The organism is Arthrobacter sp. efr-133-R2A-120 (assembly GCF_030209835.1).
GTDB lineage: Bacteria > Actinomycetota > Actinomycetes > Actinomycetales > Micrococcaceae > Arthrobacter.
In genome coordinates this window covers 13,820-35,092 of record NZ_JARVRF010000012.1, presented here as the reverse complement: position 1 = coordinate 35,092, position 21,273 = coordinate 13,820, and the positions used below count along the sequence as shown (strand labels likewise).

At 63.3% G+C, this 21,273-nt stretch carries 18 protein-coding genes; 12 read left to right on the top strand and 6 right to left on the bottom strand.

Annotation, left to right across the window (positions count from 1 at the left end):
- Nucleotides 1–13: 13 nt before the first annotated feature.
- A complete protein-coding gene (locus QRN52_RS08205) occupies nucleotides 14–1,030 on the bottom strand; it encodes a GerMN domain-containing protein (RefSeq protein WP_350225137.1) in 1,017 nt (338 codons plus the stop codon).
- Nucleotides 1,031–1,324: 294 nt separating this feature from the next.
- Between QRN52_RS08205 and QRN52_RS08200 the strand changes: the two genes are divergently transcribed.
- From QRN52_RS08200 to QRN52_RS08180, 5 genes are all read left to right on the top strand, one after another.
- A complete protein-coding gene (locus QRN52_RS08200; protein ID WP_284752238.1) occupies nucleotides 1,325–2,413 on the top strand; it encodes a PhoH family protein in 1,089 nt (362 codons plus the stop codon).
- The gene (ybeY, locus tag QRN52_RS08195) at nucleotides 2,410–2,883 is read left to right on the top strand and encodes an rRNA maturation RNase YbeY (RefSeq protein ID WP_284752237.1); all 474 of its coding nucleotides are present in this window, start codon (nucleotides 2,410–2,412) and stop codon (nucleotides 2,881–2,883) included. The genes QRN52_RS08200 and ybeY overlap by 4 nt, the downstream gene beginning before the upstream one ends.
- Nucleotides 2,880–4,211 carry a hemolysin family protein gene (locus tag QRN52_RS08190; protein WP_284752236.1) on the top strand — a complete coding sequence of 444 codons (1,332 nt, stop codon included), beginning with the start codon at nucleotides 2,880–2,882 and terminating at the stop codon, nucleotides 4,209–4,211. Before ybeY ends, QRN52_RS08190 begins: the two co-directional genes overlap by 4 nt.
- Nucleotides 4,195–5,157 (top strand): GTPase Era, encoded by a 963-nt coding sequence (era, locus tag QRN52_RS08185; RefSeq protein WP_284752235.1) that lies wholly within the window; start codon nucleotides 4,195–4,197, stop codon nucleotides 5,155–5,157. Before QRN52_RS08190 ends, era begins: the two co-directional genes overlap by 17 nt.
- A 74-nt stretch (nucleotides 5,158–5,231) precedes the next feature.
- Entirely contained in the window at nucleotides 5,232–6,797 is a 1,566-nt protein-coding gene (locus QRN52_RS08180) for an LCP family protein (RefSeq protein WP_284752234.1), read from the top strand.
- Nucleotides 6,798–6,810: 13 nt separating this feature from the next.
- Here QRN52_RS08180 and QRN52_RS08175 read toward each other — a convergent pair whose 3' ends face one another.
- Nucleotides 6,811–8,763 (bottom strand): M13 family metallopeptidase, encoded by a 1,953-nt coding sequence (locus QRN52_RS08175; protein ID WP_284752233.1) that lies wholly within the window; start codon nucleotides 8,761–8,763, stop codon nucleotides 6,811–6,813.
- Between the two features lie 250 nt (nucleotides 8,764–9,013).
- On the opposite strand from QRN52_RS08175, the gene leuA reads away from it, so the two are divergent.
- The 3 genes from leuA (at nucleotide 9,014) to QRN52_RS08160 (ending at nucleotide 12,413) form a co-directional block, all read left to right on the top strand.
- Nucleotides 9,014–10,753: a 2-isopropylmalate synthase gene (gene leuA / locus QRN52_RS08170; RefSeq protein ID WP_284752232.1), complete on the top strand. Its 1,740-nt coding sequence runs from the start codon at nucleotides 9,014–9,016 to the stop codon at nucleotides 10,751–10,753.
- Between the two features lie 68 nt (nucleotides 10,754–10,821).
- A complete protein-coding gene (gene recO / locus QRN52_RS08165; RefSeq protein WP_284752254.1) occupies nucleotides 10,822–11,592 on the top strand; it encodes a DNA repair protein RecO in 771 nt (256 codons plus the stop codon).
- A gap of 2 nt (nucleotides 11,593–11,594) precedes the next feature.
- Nucleotides 11,595–12,413 (top strand): isoprenyl transferase, encoded by an 819-nt coding sequence (locus tag QRN52_RS08160; protein WP_284752231.1) that lies wholly within the window; start codon nucleotides 11,595–11,597, stop codon nucleotides 12,411–12,413.
- Nucleotides 12,414–12,451: 38 nt separating this feature from the next.
- On the opposite strand, the gene QRN52_RS08155 is transcribed toward QRN52_RS08160, so the two are convergent.
- From QRN52_RS08155 to QRN52_RS08145, 3 genes are read right to left on the bottom strand one after another with little or no spacing between them, the layout of a single operon-like run.
- On the bottom strand, nucleotides 12,452–13,525 hold the full coding sequence (locus QRN52_RS08155; protein ID WP_284752230.1) for an alpha/beta hydrolase: 1,074 nt from the start codon (nucleotides 13,523–13,525) through the stop codon (nucleotides 12,452–12,454).
- A complete protein-coding gene (locus QRN52_RS08150; protein ID WP_284752229.1) occupies nucleotides 13,522–14,568 on the bottom strand; it encodes an alpha/beta hydrolase in 1,047 nt (348 codons plus the stop codon). The genes QRN52_RS08155 and QRN52_RS08150 overlap by 4 nt, the downstream gene beginning before the upstream one ends.
- A 9-nt stretch (nucleotides 14,569–14,577) precedes the next feature.
- Nucleotides 14,578–16,260, bottom strand: a complete 1,683-nt coding sequence (locus QRN52_RS08145; protein ID WP_284752228.1) for an FAD-binding dehydrogenase — start codon at nucleotides 16,258–16,260, stop codon at nucleotides 14,578–14,580.
- A gap of 68 nt (nucleotides 16,261–16,328) precedes the next feature.
- On the opposite strand from QRN52_RS08145, the gene QRN52_RS08140 reads away from it, so the two are divergent.
- Complete coding sequence (locus QRN52_RS08140; protein WP_284752227.1) at nucleotides 16,329–17,396, top strand: quinone-dependent dihydroorotate dehydrogenase; 1,068 nt, start codon at nucleotides 16,329–16,331, stop codon at nucleotides 17,394–17,396.
- A gap of 119 nt (nucleotides 17,397–17,515) precedes the next feature.
- On the opposite strand, the gene QRN52_RS08135 is transcribed toward QRN52_RS08140, so the two are convergent.
- Entirely contained in the window at nucleotides 17,516–18,109 is a 594-nt protein-coding gene (locus QRN52_RS08135) for a DUF3043 domain-containing protein (protein WP_284752226.1), read from the bottom strand.
- Nucleotides 18,110–18,230: 121 nt separating this feature from the next.
- Between QRN52_RS08135 and QRN52_RS08130 the strand changes: the two genes are divergently transcribed.
- From QRN52_RS08130 to ctaC, 3 genes are all read left to right on the top strand, one after another.
- Nucleotides 18,231–19,658 (top strand): dipeptidase, encoded by a 1,428-nt coding sequence (locus tag QRN52_RS08130; RefSeq protein ID WP_284752225.1) that lies wholly within the window; start codon nucleotides 18,231–18,233, stop codon nucleotides 19,656–19,658.
- A gap of 168 nt (nucleotides 19,659–19,826) precedes the next feature.
- A complete protein-coding gene (locus QRN52_RS08125) occupies nucleotides 19,827–20,213 on the top strand; it encodes a HesB/IscA family protein (RefSeq protein WP_059390004.1) in 387 nt (128 codons plus the stop codon).
- A gap of 183 nt (nucleotides 20,214–20,396) precedes the next feature.
- Nucleotides 20,397–21,269 (top strand): aa3-type cytochrome oxidase subunit II, encoded by an 873-nt coding sequence (gene ctaC / locus QRN52_RS08120; protein WP_284752224.1) that lies wholly within the window; start codon nucleotides 20,397–20,399, stop codon nucleotides 21,267–21,269.
- The last annotated feature ends 4 nt before the right edge of the window (nucleotides 21,270–21,273 follow it).

Here is a 21,273-nt window from a genome sequence, read left to right as displayed (position 1 = left end):
GAAGCCTGCCGGATCAGCGAACGTTGAACGAACGGGTATCCGTCGCGACGTCGGCGCCGTCGGGGCCAACCAAGGAAACCCGCAATTCATAGCGGCCCGCTCCGAGCCCCACGGTGAGGCTGAATACCCCGCCTTGTCCCGGGACGGTCGACGCGGTTGTCTGCCCGGCAAGGTAGGACGACTTGTCGCCATTTGAGTTCTCGCGGAGGATCTGCCAATGCAGCTTCTTCGAGGGGTCCGTGCTTCGCCCGTTGAACTTGACTGGACCGGCAGGCAAGGTCAAATCCTCCTGAGGGTCAATGATCCACACAGGTGCCACCATGGTTGCGTCGCGGACCATGGGATCGCCCAGTTTGACCTGTCCGAATGCCATGTAGTCCGTGTGCCCGTCCACCAAGATGGTCACTTTGATCTGCTGTCCGGCATCGATCAGGCCGGAGCTCGCGGCCGCAGCGGTTGCGGTGTAGACGAGTTGCTGGACAGCCCGCTGAGCCATCCCGGCATCGAGATTGGAATTGAACGCGTCGCGGGATACGTCCACCGTGACCACGTTCTTACCGGAAATCGAGGTCGCCAGGCTGCCCGGATTCTGCCACGGCGTGAAGAAATCGTGATCCAACGGCTTCTGGGACATCATGATCCGCAAGGCCGTGGTGATGGGGTTCTCGTTGCCCGGGTTGTCACGGAATTCGCGGTACAGGAAGGTGTCAGTGTCGCTTCGACCGATCCAATACACGGGGATCTTGTTTGAGGCCTGGGTTGTTTCGAGCGGAGCATTGCTGTCCGGGGCCACCTGCAGGGCGGCTGTCGGGGTGGGAACCGGCGTCGTGGATCCCTGTCCCGTGCGATCGGCAATGCAACCCGACAGGAACAAGGCAGCCGTCAAGGCGGTCGCAAGCATGGCGGAACTTTTCCGGATGCGTGTGCCGTGTGAAATGCCGGCTGGCCTGGTGATGGTGGATTCCTGCTCGTGTTCGGCCGCTGTGGTGCGGGTGGAGTCGTGCGCCCGGGTGGCCGGGTACAAGGGCATTTTTGCCCATGAATCAGCTTGTCATAGTCCCGCGGGCGTCGGCTGGCGTTTCGATACTCAGGCGGCGAACTGCAATGCGATTGATACGAGGTCGATGCCGAGTTGATACCAAAGCGTTCGAATCGGCCGTCTGCAGCCCCGCCAGGCACGGCCTGGAACCACCGCGGAGACTGGCTGGCGTAGGATTGAAAGCAATCCGAGGCCCGCGATCCTGCGCCCATCCAGCAAACGGACATCGGAGGAAATCGATGGACATCACCAAGCCGGAGGAGCACAGGCCGCGAGGCCAGCACTATGACAGAATCATTGAACGGGCGGCCCAAGGCCGGCAGCGTTGAGACAGGTCCGGCCGAGTTCCCACACTCTGTCCCGGGCGCCCGGACGGAAGTTGTCATCTTCGACAACTCGGATCAGATGGTTCAGACCCTTGGTAGCCATGACGAGGCGCTGCGCTACATCGAAGCCCAGTTCCCCGGCGTCGACTTTCATGTGCGCGGCAACGAGCTCTCCTTCAGCGGACCGTCAAGCGATGTCCCGCGGATCATGCGGCTTCTGGAGGAAGTCCGCGGCCTGGTCGGCAAGGGGACGGTCATCACCCCGGACGTGCTCCAGCAGCTAGTTTCCTTGTTGCGCAGCCAATCGCTCCAAAACCCCGTGGAAGTCCTGACCCACAACATTCTTTCCAGCCGCGGGCGCACCATACGCCCCAAGACGCTGAACCAGAAAAACTATGTCGACGCCATTGACGACAACACTGTGATCTTCGGGATCGGCCCTGCGGGCACGGGCAAAACTTATCTGGCCGTCGCCAAGGCTGTTCAGGCCCTGCAGCTCAAGGAAGTCAGCCGTATCATCCTCACGAGGCCGGCCGTCGAAGCCGGAGAGCGCCTCGGCTTCCTGCCGGGGACGCTGAGCGACAAGATCGATCCGTATCTGCGCCCTTTGTACGACGCATTGCACGACATGATGGACCCGGAATCGATCCCGCGGCTCATGGCCGCCGGGACCATTGAGGTAGCACCGCTCGCTTACATGCGCGGCCGCACGCTCAACGACGCGTTCATCATTCTTGACGAGGCGCAGAACACCACCGCGGAACAGATGAAGATGTTCCTGACGCGGCTCGGCTTCGGTTCCAAGATGGTTGTCACGGGGGATATCACCCAAGTGGATCTGCCCTTCGGTGCCACCTCCGGGCTGCGTATCGTCCAGGAAATCCTCAGCGGGATCGACGACGTGAACTTTACGATGCTGGACGCGTCCGACGTCGTCAGGCACCGGTTGGTCGCCGACATCGTGATCGCGTACAGCAAATGGGATGAAAAGCACCGGGCGCGTGTCCAGCACACGCCCATCCATGACAAACGGGGAGAACACCGATGAGCATAGAGGTCAACAACGAGTCCGGCGTCCAGGTGGACGAGGCACAATTGGTGACGCTCTCACGCTTCATCTTCGAGCGGCTCTACATTCACCCCCAAGCCGAACTTTCCATCCTCCTGGTGGATGAAGCTGCGATGGAAAAGCTCCACATCGAGCTCATGGACGAACCCGGCGCCACCGATGTCCTGTCTGTTCCTATGGATGAGTTGACGCCGGGAACGCCGGGGAAGCCGACTCCGCAGGGCATGCTGGGCGACATCGCCATCTGCCCGCAAGTGGCCGAGGTGCAAGCGCGCAACGCCGGTCATTCGACACGGGATGAAATGCTCCTGCTCTGCACGCACGGAATCCTTCACCTGCTCGGTTTCGACCATGCCGAGCCGGAGGAAAAAGAAGAAATGTTCGGCCTGCAGCGTGAGCTGCTGTCCGCGTTCCTTGGCAAGGACGCCCCCATGGAGACCATGCTGTGACCTCGCTCATCCTGGTCGGGATGGCGTTGGTGTTCCTCAGTTTCGTCGCCCTGCTGACCGCGGCTGAGGCTGCCTTCACCTTCCTGCCGCGGCACGACGCGGAGCAAGCCATCGTCAGGAGCCGGGGGAATTCGCTTCGCAGTATCCTCGCCCAGCCTGTTGCGCACATTCGCGCGCTGCGGTTCTGGCGGGTCTGGTTCGAGATGGCGGCAGCAGTTGCAGTCGCAGTCGTCATGCATAGTCTCCTCGAGAACGTCTGGCTTGCCGGTTTGGCGGCGACCGGCATCATGGCCGTCATTGGTTTCGTCTTGGTGGGTGTCTCGCCCCGCCAACTCGGACGCGCCCACTCAGGCGGGGTGGTTCGCTACTCGGCCCCGCTCATCAGGTTCCTGTGCTGGATCCTCGGTCCCATTCCCGGCTGGCTCGTGGCGATCGGCAGCACGGTGGCTCCCGGTGCGCCCAGCGGCGACGAAGCGTTCTTCAGTGAGGAAGAATTCCGTGAACTCGTCGACAGGGCTACGGAATCAGACATGATCGAGGACAGCGAGGCCGAACTTATCCAGTCTGTCTTTGACTTCGGCGACACCCTGGTCCGCTCGGTGATGGTCCCTCGAACGGACATTGTGAGCATCGAGTCCGGATCCAGCCTGGAGCAGGCCATGGCCCTGTTCCTGCGCTCCGGGTACTCAAGGATCCCCGTCATCGGCGAGAACGCGGACCAGATCCGCGGCATTCTCTATTTGAAGGACGTTGCTGCAGCATTGCACCGCCCGGAACAGCCATCGGCGCGCCAGGACGTCGATGCCATAGCCCGCGAGGCACGATTCGTTCCCGAATCGAAGCCTGTCAGCGACCTCCTGAGTGAGCTCCAGCAAGAGTCCACTCACGTGGCCATCGTCATTGACGAATACGGCGGCACGGCAGGACTCGTGACGCTGGAGGACCTCATTGAGGAAATCGTGGGGGAGATCGTGGATGAGTACGACTCCAATGATGCCGAGGTCACTGACCTGGGTGATGGCACGTACCGCGTCAGTTCACGGATGAGCATCGACGACCTCGGCGAGCTTTTCGACATTGACCTCGACGACGACGAAGTGGACACCGTGGGCGGCCTCCTGGCCAAGACCCTGGGCAAGGTGCCGATCGTAGGCAGCGCGGTGCAGGTGGATGGGATCTCCTTGAAAGCCGATAGGCTGGAAGGCCGGCGAAACCGGGTCAGCCATATCATTGCGGCAGCCATTCCAAAAGAAGACACTGACCTTGAAGACCTTCTCGACGAGGCCGACACAACGCAACAGGGAGTTCCACGTGAGCAAGCACAATAAGAAGTTCGACGCCGATCAGGACTTCGGCGGCTTCCACGCGGGATTCTCGGTTCTTGTGGGCCGTCCCAACGCCGGCAAGTCCACCCTCACCAACGCTTTGGTCGGCCAGAAGGTGGCCATCACCTCGGCAAAGCCGCAGACCACGAGGCACACGATCCGCGGCATTGTCCACCGGGAGGACGCCCAGCTGATCCTCGTGGACACCCCCGGCCTGCACCGCCCCCGCACCCTCCTTGGTAAGAGGCTCAACGATCTCGTCGCGGACACCCTCTCGGAAGTGGACGCGATTGGCTTTTGCCTGCCCGCCAACGAGAAGATCGGGCCGGGCGACAAGTACATTGCGGCCCAGCTCGCCGCCGTCGGACGCAAGCCCATCATCGCCCTGGTCACCAAGACCGACCTGGTGGACCGGCAGGCCCTGACCGAGCAGCTCCTGGCGGTAGCCGCCTTGGGCCGCGAAGTACTCGGCGAACAAGGCTGGGCCGATATCGTTCCGGTTTCGGCGACCGATGGCTTCCAGGTCAATACCGTCGCCGACGTCCTCATCGGCCACATGCCGCCCTCTCCTCCTCTGTACCCGGACGGTGAACTCACCGATGAACCGGAGGCCGTCATGGTCGCCGAACTTATCCGGGAAGCAGCCCTGGAAGGGGTTCGCGACGAGCTTCCGCACTCCCTGGCCGTGGTGGTGGAGGAAATCCTGCCCCGCGAAGGACGCTCCGAAGACAACCCGCTCCTCGACGTGCGCGTCAACCTGTACGTCGAGCGCCCATCCCAGAAGGCCATCATCATCGGCAAGGCCGGAAGCCGGCTGCGCGAGGTCGGAACGAACGCCCGCAAGGGGATCGAGGCCCTCTTGGGAACCAAGATCTACCTCGACCTGCACGTGAAAGTGGCCAAGGATTGGCAGCGCGATCCGAAGCAACTCGTGAAGCTGGGATTCTAGCCGCTGGGGAATTTCCCAGATTGGGCCCGTAAAATGGTCCGAATCCCATTTTCCGAGGAAAGGTTGAGCGCGCAGTGCGACGTCGCGATGCACGCGTTCAGGAGCCCGGCACCGTTGGTGCGCGCGGCACTGCACGCCACGGGGAAGCCCCCGGCACCCCCCGCCACATGAATGCTCCGAAGGGCCTCCCGCTCTGGCTCAAGGTCACTGCCGTGACGGTGTCGGTGCTGTTGGTCGGCGGTATCGCCTTCGCTGCTTACTGGGTCATCCGCTTGCAGTCGAACATCAGCAAAGCACCTTTGTCGGCAGGCGCTTCCAGGACCGAGGCGGCAGCAAACGATGCGACGGACCGCCTGCAGATCCTGATCCTCGGGTCCGACACCAGGGACGGGAAGAACTCGCAATACGGTTCAACGCAGGAATCTACTGGCTATGGCCAGTCGGATGTCATGATGCTGCTGGACATTTCGGCGGACAACAAGAGGGTGAGCCTCACCAGCTTTCCCCGCGACCTCCTGGTGGATGTCCCGTCATGCACTGATCCCAAAACCAACACTGTGTATCAGCCCCATTCCAACGTCATGATCAACTCGGCCATGGCAGAAGCCGGAATCGGTTGCGCCGTAGACACAGTGAACAAGCTCACGGGACTGCAAATCGACCACTTCATGATGGCCGACTTCAACGCCGTCAAGGAGCTGTCCAACGCCGTAGGCGGAGTGGACGTGTGTGTAAGCGACGCCGTCTACGACCCCGACTCCGGGCTCCGGCTGCCCCAGGGAACCTCGAAGGTCCAGGGGGAGCAGGCCTTGGCCTTCCTCCGGACGCGCCACGGTTTTGGCGATGGAAGCGACCTCGGCCGCATCCAGGCGCAGCAGGGTTTCCTCTCCTCGCTGACCCGGAAGATCAAGTCCGACGGCACGTTGGGCAATCCGCAGAGCCTCCTGTCCATCGCGGATGCCGTGACAAAGAACCTGACCGTGGATGAAGGCCTGGCGTCCGTCCAGTCGCTCCTGACCATCGGGAGCCGCCTCAAGGACGTTGACTTGTCCAAGGTCGCCTTCGTCTCGGCTCCCACCCAGCCCGCCGCCGTCGACCCCAACCGGCTCGAATTGGTTCAACCGCAAGCCTCCCAGCTGTTCGCCGCCATGCGCGCGAACCTGGACCTGACCACTCCGGGCGCTACGGCCGCTCCCTCGCCTGCGGCGTCGGGCGCCCCGAGCAACAGCGCGGCGCCAACGCCGAGCGCTCCCGCCGCTCCTGCCTATGACAAGGCCCTTCAGCCAGTGAGCGTTGCCGACGGAACAGGCATCGCATCCCGCGGCCAGGAGATCGCCGCCGCCCTGGTTGGCGGCGGATTCACGAAAGCCGCACACTTCCTTGCGGCCGCTGTGCCCAAGACCGTTGTCTATTACGGCCCCGGCTACGCTGACGTCGCGCCGGATGTCGCAAGTCTCCTGGGGATCCCGGCCTCGCAAATAGAAGCATCCAACGGCGTGGTCGGAGTCCAGGTCTACATAGGCAGCGACTTCGATTCCGGGACCAAATACGGAGTGGCCTCCGTACCGTCCAACGTCGTCAAGCAGACCGCGGGCGACGTGAAATGCCAGGCGGTCAACCCGGCACTCGTCGCTAGGTAGCTGTTGCCGCTGCCTACCAGATACTGACTCGGTCCTCGGGCGACAGCCACATCCCATCCCCGGCTTCCACCGTGAACGCCTCGTGGAACGAGTCCAGGTTCTTGGCGATGGCATTGGTCCGGAACTCGTTGGGGGAATGCGGGTCCGTGGCGACGCGACGGATGGCTTCCTCGGGACGGATGACCTGGCGCCAACCGGCAGCCCAGGACATGAAGAAGCGCTGCTGGCCGCTAAGGCCTTCGAGAACAGGGGGTTCAGCACCGTCAAGGCTCAGGAGGTAGGCCTTGTAGGCGATGGTCAGGCCGCCCAGATCGCCGATGTTTTCGCCGAGCGTGAGCTTCCCGTTGACCTTGTGCTCCGGAGCGGCATACGGGGCGAGGGCGTCGAATTGGGCAACGAGCTTCGCCGCAAGTCCTTCGAAGGCCTTGCGGTCTTCCTCGCTCCACCAATTCCGCAGCGCACCGCTTCCGTCGAACTGGGAGCCTTGGTCGTCGAAGCCGTGGCCGATTTCATGGCCGATGATGGCGCCGATACCTCCGTAGTTGACCGCGTCGTCGGCCTCTGCCGTGAAAAAGGGTGGTTGCAGGATCGCAGCAGGGAAGACAATCTCGTTCAACATCGGGTGGTAGTACGCGTTGACGGTCTGCGGGGTCATGAGCCACTTGTCGAGATCGACAGGCTTGCCGACCTCATCGAGGTGGCGGTCGACGTCGGCGTTGTGGGCCCGTTCGACGTTCCCCAGAAGATCGGCCGGGTCGATGTCGACGGCGGAATAGTCTATCCACTTGTCCGGGAAACCAATCTTGGGCCGGAAGGCCTCAAGCTTTTTCAACGCCTCGGCCTTGGTGTCCTCGCCCATCCAGTCAAGCGCCGTGATGCTCTCGCGATAAGCCTCGATCAGTTTGGCGACGAGCGTCTGCATCCTGGCCTTGTACCCCTCGGGGAAGTGGCGCTCCACGTAGATCTGGCCTACCGCCTCGCCAAGGGCGGCTTCGACGACGGCGACGCCGCGCTTCCAGCGGTCCTTGTTCTGTGGAGTGCCACTCAGGGTGGTCCCATAGAAGTCGAAGTTTGCGTCCACGAACGCCGAGGAAAGATAGGGGGCGGCGGCATTGAGGACACGCAGGGCCAGCCACTCCTGCCACGTGCCAAGGGACTCGGACTCGACAAGGGCGGAGGCGCCGGTGAAGAAATCAGGAGTGCTCACCACCAGCTCGGTGAATTTGTCTTCCTCAACCCGGGCGGAATCGAACCATGCGTCAAGGTACGGGAACAGCTCACGGCCCTCCTCCGCGGTCTTGAGGTTGTAGGTCTTCTGCGGATCGCGCAGGGTGACGTTGTCCCAGTGGTGCGAGGCAAGCGCCTTTTCAAGGGCGACAACACGATCGGCGGCACCGTCGGCGTCGGGAATGCCTGCCAGGCCGAAGAGCTTGGCGACGTATTTCGCGTAGGCGCTGACAATTCCTTCGAACTTCTCGTCACGGTAGTAGGACTCGTCGGGCAGGCCGAGGCCGCCCTGACCGATGTACAACAGGATCCGGTCCGGGTTCCCGGCGTCGGGCGCAGGATAGATGGAGAAGAGGCCGGAAACATCCGAGCGGAACAGCCGCCCGGTCAGGGCAACCACTTCGGCCGGCGAAGCTGTGGCAAAGACCTCGGCGAGCCGGGCCCGGATGGGCTCCATGCCCTTGGCCTCGGTGGCTTCCTCGTCCATGAAGCTGTTGTAGAGATCGCCTACTTTGCGTTCGATGCCGCTGGCATCCTCGCCCTTTGCGGCAGCCTCCTCGATGATCGCTTTGACCGCGAGTTCAGCGCCGTCCCGTAGCGCGGTGAACGTTCCCTCAAGCGGGCGGTCGTCAGGGATGACCGTCGACTTCAGCCACGCCCCGTTGACGTGCTGGTAGAGGTCGTCCTGCGGCCTAACGCTTTCATCGATGTTGGACAGTGTGATCCCCGACTGTGGCACAAGAACTCCTTCGGACGACGAGCGGAACCGGCTCACCACCGTTCCCGCGTCTGCATAGTGGACGTTGCTTCTGGTATTGCATTGTCATCATACGCACCCGTGTTACTGTGAAATGGTGCGTGCAGGAATGCTTCTCCTTAGCTGCCGCGGCGGGGCCTCGAAGGCGATCATTCGCTAGGCCAACCCTCGCTGCGGAGTTAGCTATGCCCGGCCAATCTTCCATCAAGATTAAGAGAAAAGGCCCAAAGTCATGCGCAACGCACAAAAGCCCTCCGGAATGCCCATTCACCGGTACCTGCCTTTCCAGGACCAGATCAATGTCGAGCTCCCGGACCGCACCTGGCCGGACAAGGTCATCACCAAGGCTCCGCGCTGGTGCGCCGTGGACCTCCGTGACGGCAACCAGGCCCTGATCGACCCTATGAGTCCGGCACGCAAGCTGAAAATGTTCCAGCTGCTGGTCAAGATGGGCTACAAGGAAATCGAAGTCGGCTTCCCCTCCGCTTCGCAAACAGATTTCGACTTCGTGCGGCAGCTCATCGAAGGCGGCCACATTCCGGATGACGTTTCCATCCAGGTCCTGACCCAGGCGCGTGAGCACCTGATTGAGCGCACCTACGAATCCCTCGTGGGCGCCAAGCAGGCCATCGTCCACCTGTACAACTCCACCTCGGTTCTGCAGCGCCGCGTCGTGTTCAACCAGGACGAGGACGGGATCCTGGACATCGCCCTCCAGGGTGCCCGTTTGTGCAAGAAGTACGAGGAAACCCTCACGGACACCCAGATCACGTACGAGTACTCGCCGGAGTCCTTCACCGGAACCGAGCTCGAGTACGCAGCGCGTGTCTGCAACGCGATCGCAGACGTATTCGAAGCATCCGCGGACAAGCAGGTCATCATCAACCTGCCCGCCACTGTGGAAATGGCCACACCCAATGTCTACGCCGACTCCATCGAATGGATGCACCGTAACCTGCATCCGCGCGACGGCATCATCATTTCCCTCCACCCGCACAACGATCGCGGTACGGGCGTTGCCGCTGCGGAGTTGGGCTACCTGGCCGGCGCCGACCGAATCGAAGGCTGCTTGTTCGGCAACGGCGAGCGTACCGGCAACGTGGACCTTGTCACCTTGGGACTGAACATGTTCGTCCAAGGCGTGGATCCGATGATCGACTTCTCGGACATCGACGAAGTCCGCCGGACCGTGGAGTACTGCAACCAGCTGCCCGTTCCCGAACGTTCCCCCTACGGCGGCGATCTGGTGTTCACAGCGTTCTCCGGTTCGCACCAGGACGCCATCAAGAAGGGTTTCGAAGCCCTCGAAAAGGACGCTGCCGCCGCCGGCAAGGCCGTGGACGACTTCACGTGGCAGGTTCCGTACCTGCCGATCGATCCCAAGGACCTCGGCCGCAGCTACGAGGCCGTCATCCGCGTCAATTCACAGTCCGGCAAGGGCGGTGTGGCGTACCTGCTCAAGAACGAGCACAGCCTGGACCTGCCGCGCCGGGCACAAATCGAATTCTCCGGCGTCATCCAGCACCGCACCGACACCGTGGGCGGCGAGGTCAGCGGCGCCCAGCTGTGGGCCATGTTCCAGGACGAGTACCTGCCGGCCAGCACGGCGGATGGACAGTGGGGTCGCTACTCTCTGGGTTCCATCCGCACCGAAACCGATGAGTCCGGCGAGCTCACCCTGCATGCGGCCCTGCGTGTTGACGGCACGGTAGTCCAGCGAACCGGCACGGGCAACGGACCGATCGCGGCCATGCTGGACATCTTGCGCCAAGACGGCGTGGACGTCCGCGTCCTGGACTACACGGAACATGCATTGTCCGAAGGTGGCAGCGCCACCGCCGCGGCTTATGTGGAATGCGCCGTTGGCGAGCGGGTCCTCTGGGGAGTCGGTATCGACCCCAACACGAGCACCGCGGCACTCAAGGCAGTCATCTCCGCCGTCAACCGTGCCATCAGGGCAGTCCGGGCATAGCCATTTGCCGTGCGGCGCCGTCAACACGGCGCCGCACGGCTTCGCTGGACCCGAGAAGGCCCGGCGTGGTGCGAAGATTAACTGTGGCCAATCCTTCGTCGTTTGCAGCGCGCTCCTATCGGGACGATGCCGTGGTGCTGCGCACCCACAAGCTGGGCGAAGCGGACCGCATCATCACTTTGCTGACAAAGCACCACGGACAAGTAAGGGCAGTTGCCAAGGGCGTACGGCGTACCAGTAGCCGGTTCGGGGCCAGGCTGGAGCCGTTCATGGTGGCCGACCTGCAACTCGTTTCCGGCCGCACCCTGGACATCGTCACCCAGGCCGTCGCCAAAGGAGCCTACGGGAGCTCGATCGCTGCCGATTACTCCCGCTACACGGTCGCTGCCGCCATGACGGAAACGGCAGAAAAACTGACAGACGCCGACGCCGATTCGGGAACCGCCCAATACAACCTGCTTGTCGGGGCTCTTGCCGCGTTGAGCCGTTCCGACCATCCTCCGGAACTCATCCTCGATTCCTACCTGCTCCGTGCTTTGGCAACCGGCGGTTGGGCGCCCAGTTTCACGGATTGCGCCCGCTGCGGGGCGAGCGGTCCGCACTCAGCCTTCTCCGCTCCCTTGGGTGGAATGATCTGCAACGACTGCCGTCCGCCCGGTTCGCCGGCACCCGCACCCGAGACCGTCGTCTTACTGGGTGCGCTGCTGACGGGGGACTGGGCTGTTGCCGATATGTCCGAGTCCTTGCACCGCCGCGAGGCCGCCGGATTGGTGGCGAGTTACCTGCAATGGCATCTTGAACGAGCATTGAAGTCCCTCAAACATGTGGAGCGAAGCTGAAAGTGGCACTGGGAAAAAAGAAGACGGCAACGGTGCGGACCACCCCGGTGAGGCCCCCCTACCACCATCCCTCGGGCGCCAGGCCGCCGGCCATCCCTGCAGAACTGATACCGCGGCACGTGGCCATCGTCATGGACGGCAACGGCCGCTGGGCGAACCAACGAGGCCTCCCGCGCATCGAAGGTCACAAAGCGGGGGAGCCGGCCCTACTGGATGTAATGGCAGGCGCGATCGAGCTGGGCATCAAGTACGTCAGTGTCTACGCATTCTCCACCGAAAACTGGCGCCGTTCTCCTGAAGAAGTGCGCTTCCTCATGGGATTTAACAAGGATGTGCTGCGTCGGCAGCGCAACCAGCTTGATGAATGGGGAGTGCGGATCCGCTGGGCAGGACGGAGGCCCAAGCTGTGGGGCTCCGTCATCAAGGAGCTGGAAGACGCCGAGGAGTTCACGCGCGGCAACGACACCTGCACCTTGACAATGTGTGTCAACTACGGCGGCCGCGCCGAAATCGCCGATGCCGTCGCCGCGATTGCCCAGGATGTTGCCGACGGCCGCCTGAAACCCGGCTCCGTCACCGAGAAGACCATCCAGAGGTACCTCGATGAACCGGACCTTCCGGATGTGGACCTGTTCCTGCGAAGCTCCGGCGAGCAGCGGCTCTCGAACTTCCTCTTGTGGCAATCCGCCTACGCGGAATTCGTCTTCATGGACACGCTGTGGCCCGACGTCGACCGCAGGACTTTGTGGGACGCCGTCGAGATCTATGCCAAACGGGACCGCCGCTACGGGGGCGCGGTAGATGCGGCGGCACCCCGCTGACCCCGGCACCGAATTAGCACACAGGTGCTGCGAACCGCTCAGTCCGGGTAGGAAGCCAACCAGATAGCTACGTCCCGGTAGGCCTGCTGTCGGATCGTACGCCTTGACAGGAATACATCGTGAAGGGCGCCCGGATAGCGGAATACCGCTGTCCGGCGGCCAAGGCCCAGCGCCCGACGGGCCGTCTGCTCTACGTCGATCACGGCGTCGACGCGCATGAGCTCCGCGGTCCATTCGGCCTGGATCCGGGTCCGGCCGGAAAGCAGCACGAGCACCGGGGCGTCGATATTGAGTTTGCGTTCGACGGCGGCGTGCCCCGCGAGGACTGCCTTTGTCCACCCTGCACGGATCGGGAAGGAAGCCCGGGGCCTCCATTCCGGATCGAGGGTCCATTCGCCGTGGGCCAGGTTGCTCACGCTTTCCCAGTAGGCCGGCATCTCAGGGAAACGAAAGGGTCGTTTGGGGTCGGTACGCGCAAATGGTTCCACCAGACGCATCGCCATGCTGCGGATCAGGCTGCTGCCCTGGAGCTCCAGCCACGGCGAATTCAACGTCAGCGTGGCAATGCGGCCGGGGTTCCGGTCGGCCCACAGCGCCGCGATCAGGCCGCCGAGCGAGTGGGCCAGGAGGTGGACGGTGGGTGCCTCCGCGCTACCCGTCAGCTCGGCAACATCCTGCTGGATGGTACGCAGGGCGGCGTCAAGGTCTTCGTCATAGACCGTGAGGTCGGTGGTGTAGCCGGGAGTCTGACCGGGCCGCAGGCTCCGCCCAAACTTGCGCAGGTCAAGGGCATAGAAATGGAATCCTGAGGCGCCGAGAAACTCGGCCAGCTCCGTCTGCATGAAGTAGTCCGCCCAGCCGTGGATGTACAGCACCACCCTCGGCGGCCCCTGGGTGACGGGAACGTCGTGCCGGCGTCGCCGTCGAGTGAATGCCGTCAAGGCATCCAGGAGCCCGTGCGGCACTGACGGTGCGGCCACCTGGCGGATGTGTCGGACGAGGGTGGCGCAGACGGGACCCTCCTCGTCCGGTGGAAGTTCCAGCTCCAAGGCCTCGAATCCGCCGCCCAGGAAGTCGTGTTGCCAGACCGGCACCCCGAGTTCAGTCGTCATGGCGTTTCCCCCGCTTGTCCCAGCTCACGGCCCGCCGGAGGTTCAGTCCGTGGCCCGTTGGTGATGTATCCGTGAATCCAACGCGCAAGCCTGTCATAGGCATCGGCGCGCACCGGGCCGGCCGACAGGAAGACATCGTGGAGGCCGCCGTCCACCCGTTCCAGGGTGACCGTCCGGCCAAGGGTCATGGCCCGGACTGCCATGGTGTTGACGTCCAGGACCGCGTCCGAGTGCCGCATGGACTCTTGCCAGACCATGCCGTTGGCGCTCGCTCCGGAAATCAAAACCAGGATCGGGATATCTATTCTCAGCCCCCGGGCTACCCTCGTGTGGCCGCTGAGGACCGCACTGAGCCAACCGGCCCGCATGGGAAAGGCCAAAGGCGGGCGGTATTTTTCGTCGACGAGCCATTCGCCTTCGGCCGAGCTGCTGATGCTGCGGAAATAGAAGCCGCGTTCGGGCAAGCGCAGGATGGTAGTGGGCCGGAACCGTGCGAGGGGCTTCACCATGGTCTGCGCGGCACGGCGGACCACGGAACTTCCATGCATTTCAAGCCACGGGCTATTCAGGACGAGGTACTGGACCGAGCCGGGGTGGCCACTGACCCACAACGCGGCCACGAGGCCCCCGGTGGAATGCCCCATGAGGGTCAACGAGCCGGGCTCCTGACTACGCTGGTCCGCGGAACGGATCATATCGATGGCTTTGCTGATTTCGGCGTCGTAGTCGTTCAGGTGCTCGACGTAACCGCCAGGCCTGTCCGCTTGCAGGCTGCGGCCGTGGTTGTGCATGTCCAACGCGTAGAAATGGAAGCCTTGACCCGTCCAAAACTCCGCCAGGGCGACGTTGAAAAAGTAGTCGCTCCATCCGTGCAGGAACAGGACCGAACGGTTGGCCGGCGCGGGAAAACCACCGGGGCTGTCCGCGCCTTGGCGCGGGACATGGCGGACCAGCGTTGCGCGCCGGACAACTCCATCAGGTCCGGCCGCCTCGAATGCGCAACTTTCGAAGTCCGCACCGAGGATATCGGTCTGCCACTCCATGGGAACAGCTTAGACACTCGCCGCGGCATCGCGCCCGGCTGCGCGTCCGGAGAACAGGCACCCGCCAAGGAAGGTTCCTTCCAACGCCCGGTATCCATGGATGCCTCCTCCGCCGAAGCCGGCGGCCTCGCCCGCCGCGTACAGTCCGGGGACGGGAGTTCCGGAATCGTCAAGCACACGTGAACGAAGGTCCGTTTGAAGTCCGCCCAGGCTCTTGCGCGTCAGGACGGAGAGGCGAACGGCCAGGAGCGGACCGTGTTCCGGGTCGGTGAGCCGGTGCGGAGGGGCCACCCGCATGATCTTGTCGGTGGCGAAACGCCGCGCCGCCCGGATCGCGGCGAGCTGCGGATCCTTGCCCAGTCCGCTCGCCACCTGCAGGTCCCGATCGTGGATGAGTGAATCGAGCCGGGCAGGATCTATCAGGGCCGAGCCTGTCAGCGAGTTCATTTTCGCAGCGAGCTCCGCGGCCGTTTCGGCTTGCAGGAAATCCACGCCGCGGTCCAGGAAGAGGCGCAACGGAGAATCGCTGCCGGGATTGAGCCTGGAAACGAGGAGCCTGATGTCCTTGCCGGTGAGGTCCGGGTTCTGTTCCGACCCCGACAGGGCGAATTCCTTCAGAGCGATGGTGCGGTTGCACACGAACCACGAATGTCCGTGTCCGCTCGCCAGGATATGGCGGAGGGCGCCCAACGAATCGAAGCCCGGAAAGAGCGGGGCGGGCAACTGCCGGCCTGTCGCGTCAATCCACAGCGACGACGGACCGGGCAGTATACGGATGCCGTGCGAAGGCCACACGGGGGAGTGGTTGTGGATGCCTTCGGGGTAGTGCCACATGCGGTCGCCATTGATGAGCCTTCCACCAGCGGCAGCAGCGGCGGCGAGGAACTCGCCGTCGACGGATGCCGGTACACCGCTCAGCATGTGTTCCGGCGCACGGCCGTCCGGCCATTGCCTCCGCACCATGGTGTGGTTCCCGCCGATTCCGCCGGTGGTCACGATGGTCGCTCCTGCGGTCGCCTCAAAGCGCCCGACGACGGTCCTTGGCGATGCTTCGCCGCGTCCGGCTCCGGACGCCTCGAGGATCTCGCCGACGACCCCGGTGACGCGGCCCGCCGTCGTCGTAATTTCCGTGGCGCGATGCCGGAAATGGAGGGATATCCTTCCGCGGGCCACGCCCTCGTTCACTTTTGCCAGGAACGGTTGCACGACGCCGGGTCCCGTGCCCCACGTGACGTGGAACCGCGGGACCGTGTTGCCGTGGCCTTGGGGACCATAGCCGCCGCGTTCGGCCCACTGCACGAGTGGAAAGATCCGCACGCCAAGGGAGTTCAGCCAGCGGCGCTTCTCGCCGGCGGCAAAATCCACGTAGGCTTCCGCCCACCGCCGGGCCCAGTGGTCTTCCGGCCGGTCAAAAGCCGCGGACGCCAGCCAGTCGCTCAAGGCAAGCTCGGGGCTGTCCCTGACGCCCAGCCTCCGCTGCTCGGGAGAGTCGACCAGGAACAAGCCGCCGAAAGACCAATGTGCCTGGCCGCCCACGGAGGCGGAGGGTTCCTGGTCCAGGACAGCAACCCGTTTGCCGTCGGCGTAGGCTTGGGCCGCGGCGACCAGTCCCGACAGTCCCGCCCCAATGATGACGACATCGGCTTCAATAGTTGCCTTGGAGTGAACTCCATCACGCGGATTGCTCGGCATTGGTACATGCTACCGTCCGGTAACCGCCCTGGTTTGGTGCGCGACCCGTAAACCGGAAAACTAGGACCATGCGCGTTTACCCCACATTCTTCAAGTTGGCCTTCTCCTGGATGGATGCCGAAAAGGCCCACAAGATCGGCTTCCAGGCGATCCGCTTTGCACACCGCTCAGGAGCAGGACGCGTTCTGGCCAAAATGACGGCTCCGCACCCCTCCCTGCGCACGGAGGCTTTCGGGCTGACGTTTCCGTCGCCCTTCGGTCTTGCGGCCGGTTTCGATAAAGAGGGCCACGGAATCGAAGCCCTCGCTGAGTTGGGCTTCGGCCACGTGGAGGTAGGTACGATCACCGGCCAGGCACAGCCCGGAAATGAGAAACCACGGCTTTTCCGCCTGATCGAGGACAAGGCCGTGATCAACCGCATGGGCTTCAACAACGACGGCGCGGCGGCCGTGGCCCCGCGGCTCAAGGCCGCCCGGGCGGCGTTGCAGCGGGCGCATTCAGGCGTTCGTCCCGTGATCGGAGTCAACATCGGCAAGACCAAGGTTGTCGAGCTCGACGACGCAGTTGAGGACTACTTGGTCAGCGCCCGCAGCCTGGCACCCGCCGCCGACTACCTGGTAGTCAACGTCAGCTCGCCCAACACTCCGGGATTGCGCCTGCTCCAGAACGTCGAAACACTTCGCCCGCTCTTGCGCGCCGTAGGCGACGCCGCGGACGAATCCGCCGGCCGCCATGTGCCGCTGCTCGTCAAGATCGCACCGGATCTGAGTGACGAAGACATTGACGACGTCGCCCGCCTCGCCTTGGACCTCAAGCTCGACGGGATCATTGCCACAAACACCACCATCGGCCGGGAAGGCCTGGTTTCCGATCCGGGCAAAGTGGACGCGTGCGGCGCCGGCGGACTCTCCGGTGCACCGCTCAAGGAGCGTTCGCTCGAGGTATTGCGCCGCCTGAAGGCCGCTGTGGGGGAGGGGCTCGTGCTCATCGCCGTCGGCGGTGTGCAGTCTGCCGCGGACGTCCAGGAGCGGCTCGACGCCGGAGCAACCCTCGTGCAGGGCTATACGGCGTTCCTGTACGAAGGTCCGTTCTGGGCCGCCGGCATCAACAGAGCCCTCGCGAAGCGTCGCCGCTAAACAGGGAGCCGACGGCCGGGCACCTGAACCGCCACGTGCGGACAATCAAAAAGACCCTGGAACAGCTGTTCCAGGGTCTTTTTGATTCGTCGGACTCGTGTCCTTGGCGATGGGGGGACTTAAGCGGGGTACTGGCCTCGCTGCACCTGCGGCTTCGGCAGGCGCAGGCGGCGGAATTGCAGGGAACGCATGCTGCCGTACCAGACGGTGCCACGCTCGACGTCGCCGAACTTCTGCGTCAAGCCCTTGCGCAACTTGCGGGAGAGTACGAACACATCCGCGAAGACCGCGAGGAACATGACCCAGAACCCGATCAGGATGTAGCTGAGGACGTCGCTTCCCGCAGGAATGATGAAGGAGATGACCACGAACAGCAGGGCACCGAACATCAGGTACTCACCCAGGCTGAAACGGGCATCTACATAGTCGCGCGCAAAACGCTTCTGGGGTCCCTTGTCCCGCAGCGGCAAGTATTTTTCATCGCCGGTGTCCAGGGCCTGGCGCATTTTCTGGCGCTGGTCCTGCATGGCGATGCGCTCGGCTTCTTTCGAGGCCTTGCGGTCCGTCGGCACCAGGGGGCGCTTGCGGGCTGCTTCCTGCTCCTTGCGCTTGGGCGTGGGAGCGCCCTTGCCGGCGCCTTTCACGAGGGCTTCGGCGGCAAGCTGGTCTATTGAGTCCTGAGCGCTCGGCTCATCCTTTTTACGTCCAAACACCACTACAGAATACCCCGCACGAACCGCGCCAAAGTCGACGTGACGTGCCGCCCTCCGATAGCGCCCGCCACGCCGCCCGGTCCGGTTCCCCAGCACCACTCCCGGCGGTAGTCTTTTCGCCATGACTTCAATGAATGCGGAGATCCCGCAGACCCTTTCCGGCGGCTCCAGCACAATCAATGTTGATGCGCTCAAGTCCTCGATCGATGCTTCTTTTGACGAGACCATGGCTCGTTTGAAAGACCTGGTCGCTATCCCGGGGATCGCCTGGCCAAGCTTTGACCCGGCGGAACTGGAGCGGAGCGCCGAGGCTGTTGCGGCGCTGGTCCGTGAGTCGGGCTTCCGCGACGTACAGATCCTGCGCTGTGACAAGGCCGACGGGACGCCCGGAGGCCCCGCTATCGTTGCTCGCCGCGTCGCCGCGCCGGGCAAAGCAACGATCCTGCTTTACGCGCACCACGATGTGCAACCGCCGGGCGACGTGACCTTGTGGGACAGCGAGCCCTTCGTCGCAGAGGAACGCGATGGCCGCCTTTATGGCCGTGGTGCGGCCGACGACAAAGCGGGAATCATGGCCCACCTGGCGTCTTACGCCGCTGTCACCCAGGTACTGGGAGACGATTTCGGCCTCGGGGTCACCTTGTTCTTCGAGGGCGAAGAAGAGGCCGGCTCGCCGACGTTCCGCACGTTCCTCGAAACACACCGCGAGCTCCTCGAAGCGAACGTCATCGTTGTGGCGGATTCAAGCAACTGGAAGGTCGGCGTTCCCGCGCTGACAACAAGCCTCCGCGGCTTGGTGGACGGCACCTTCGAAGTGCGGGTCCTTGATCACGCCGTGCACTCCGGCATGTTCGGTGGTCCGGTACTGGATGCGCCGACCCTGCTGTCCCGCCTCATCGCTACCCTTCACGACGACGACGGCAACGTGGCCATCGAGGGCCTGGTAGCCAGGGACGACGTCGTTGAGGACGTGGACGAGGAACAGTACCGCGCCGACGCCTCCGTGCTCGACGGCGTGCGGCTCGCCGGCAGCGGCAGCATCGCTTCGAGGCTCTGGACCAAGCCCGCCTTGTCCGTCATCGGCATCGACGCACCCGCCGTCGACGTCGCATCCAACACCCTGCTCCCCTCCGCGCGGGCCAAGTTCAGCCTGCGCTTGGCTCCCGGGCAAGACCCCGATGCCGCCATGGACGCAGTGGGGAGGCACCTGGAGGCGAACGCGCCCTTCGGGGCGAAGGTGACGTTTGTGCCGGGGGAGCGCGGCAATGCCTTCTCCACCGACACTGGATCGGCGGCGGCCCGGATCGCGATGTGGGCCCTGGGCGAAGCCTGGGGTGTGCCCGCCGTTGAGATGGGGATCGGCGGATCCATACCGTTCATCGCGGACCTGACGGAAACCTATCCCGATGTCCAGATCCTGGTGACTGGTGTCGAGGACCCGGATTCACGAGCCCACAGCGCCAACGAATCGCTTCACATCGGAGATTTCCGCAACGCCGTTCTGGCAGAAGCACTGATGCTGGCCCGGCTGAACTCGGAAGGCGCCTGAGCCCACACCCGCATTGACCGGGAACAACGTAAGGGTCCGGCCGGTTACGTTAGGAGTTATAGCTATGCGCTGGCTGGACGTAGCATGTAGCTATAACCCGCACGTATTTGGGTAAGGGCAGGCAGCGCGAAGGCGCAGCCGCCAAGAGCGTCATAAGAAGGTAGGCCAATGAGCACTGCAACCAACGAAAACAGCACCGGAGCGCAGCTCGCAGGCGGCGAGCTTCCTGAGCACGAGGTCAAGCTGACCGATGTCGCCGCAGGTAAAGTCCGGAGCCTTCTCGAACAAGAAGGCCGCACGGACTTGAGGCTCCGCGTCGCTGTTCAGCCGGGCGGCTGCTCGGGCCTGATCTACCAGCTCTACTTCGACGAGCGCCTGCTCGACGGCGACGCCGTCCGCGACTACGACGGCGTCGAAGTGGTTGTCGACAAGATGAGCGTGCCTTACCTGAGCGGTGCCAGCATCGACTTCGAGGACACCATCTCGAAGCAGGGCTTCACCATCGACAATCCTAACGCCGGCGGGTCTTGCGCCTGCGGCGATTCGTTCCACTAAACCCGGGCATTCGCAGACTGTTGGCCCAGTTCAGGAACGGGTTGAACCCGTGCCGACGCACTGGGCCAGCATGTCAGCGAAAACCGCTCGGTAGCGGTAAGCTCTACATCGGGTAGTAAAACTTTAGTGTGCCCGGTGGGCTTTCGGCCTGCCGGGCTGCAGCAACAAGAGGAAGGGCCGTCTGTGAGTTCGCAGAACCGAACCGGCAGCCGACGCATAAAGATCACCTCGATCACTGGCTTGGCACTAGCCGGCGCGTTGGTTTTGACCGGATGTTCACCAGAGGTAGAAAAAGGCTGGTTGCCCACGGAACGTGGAACCACCAGCAACACCGATCGGATCATGGACCTCTGGGTCAACTCATGGATCGCCGCCCTCGCCGTGGGCATTATTACTTGGGGCCTGCTGGTCTGGTGCATCATCGCCTACCGCCGCCGCAAGGGCACCACGGGTTTCCCGAAGCAGCTTAGCTACAACCTCCCTCTGGAGGTCTTTTATTTGACCATTCCGCTGTTCATGGTGCTGGTGTTCTTCTACTTCACCGACCAGGACCAGCGGGCAATCGATGATCGCTCCCAGCCGGCCGACGTCACCATTGACGTCCGCGGCAAGCAGTGGGCTTGGGACTTCAACTATGTGAAGGGATCGGTCATCTCCGAAGACCTTCACGAGGCCGGCGTCCAGGCGCACCTCACGGGCAACAACGTGGACAAGGACAAGCTCCCCACCTTGTACCTGCCGGTCAACAAGTCGGTTGACCTGGAATTGAACTCCCGCGACGTCATTCACTCTTTCTGGGTACCCGCCTTCCTTCAGAAGCGCGACATGATCCCCGGCAAGACCAACTACATCAGGTTGACCCCCACCAAGGAGGGAACCTATGACGGCAAGTGCGCCGAACTTTGCGGTGAATACCACTCAGAGATGCTGTTCCGAGTGAAGGTCGTTTCCGAGGCTGAGTTCCAGGCTCACATGGACCAGCTTCGCCAGAGCGGCAACACCGGTCTTCTCGATTCGAAGTACGACCGCAACCCGAACCTGAACGCAAAGAATTAAGGGA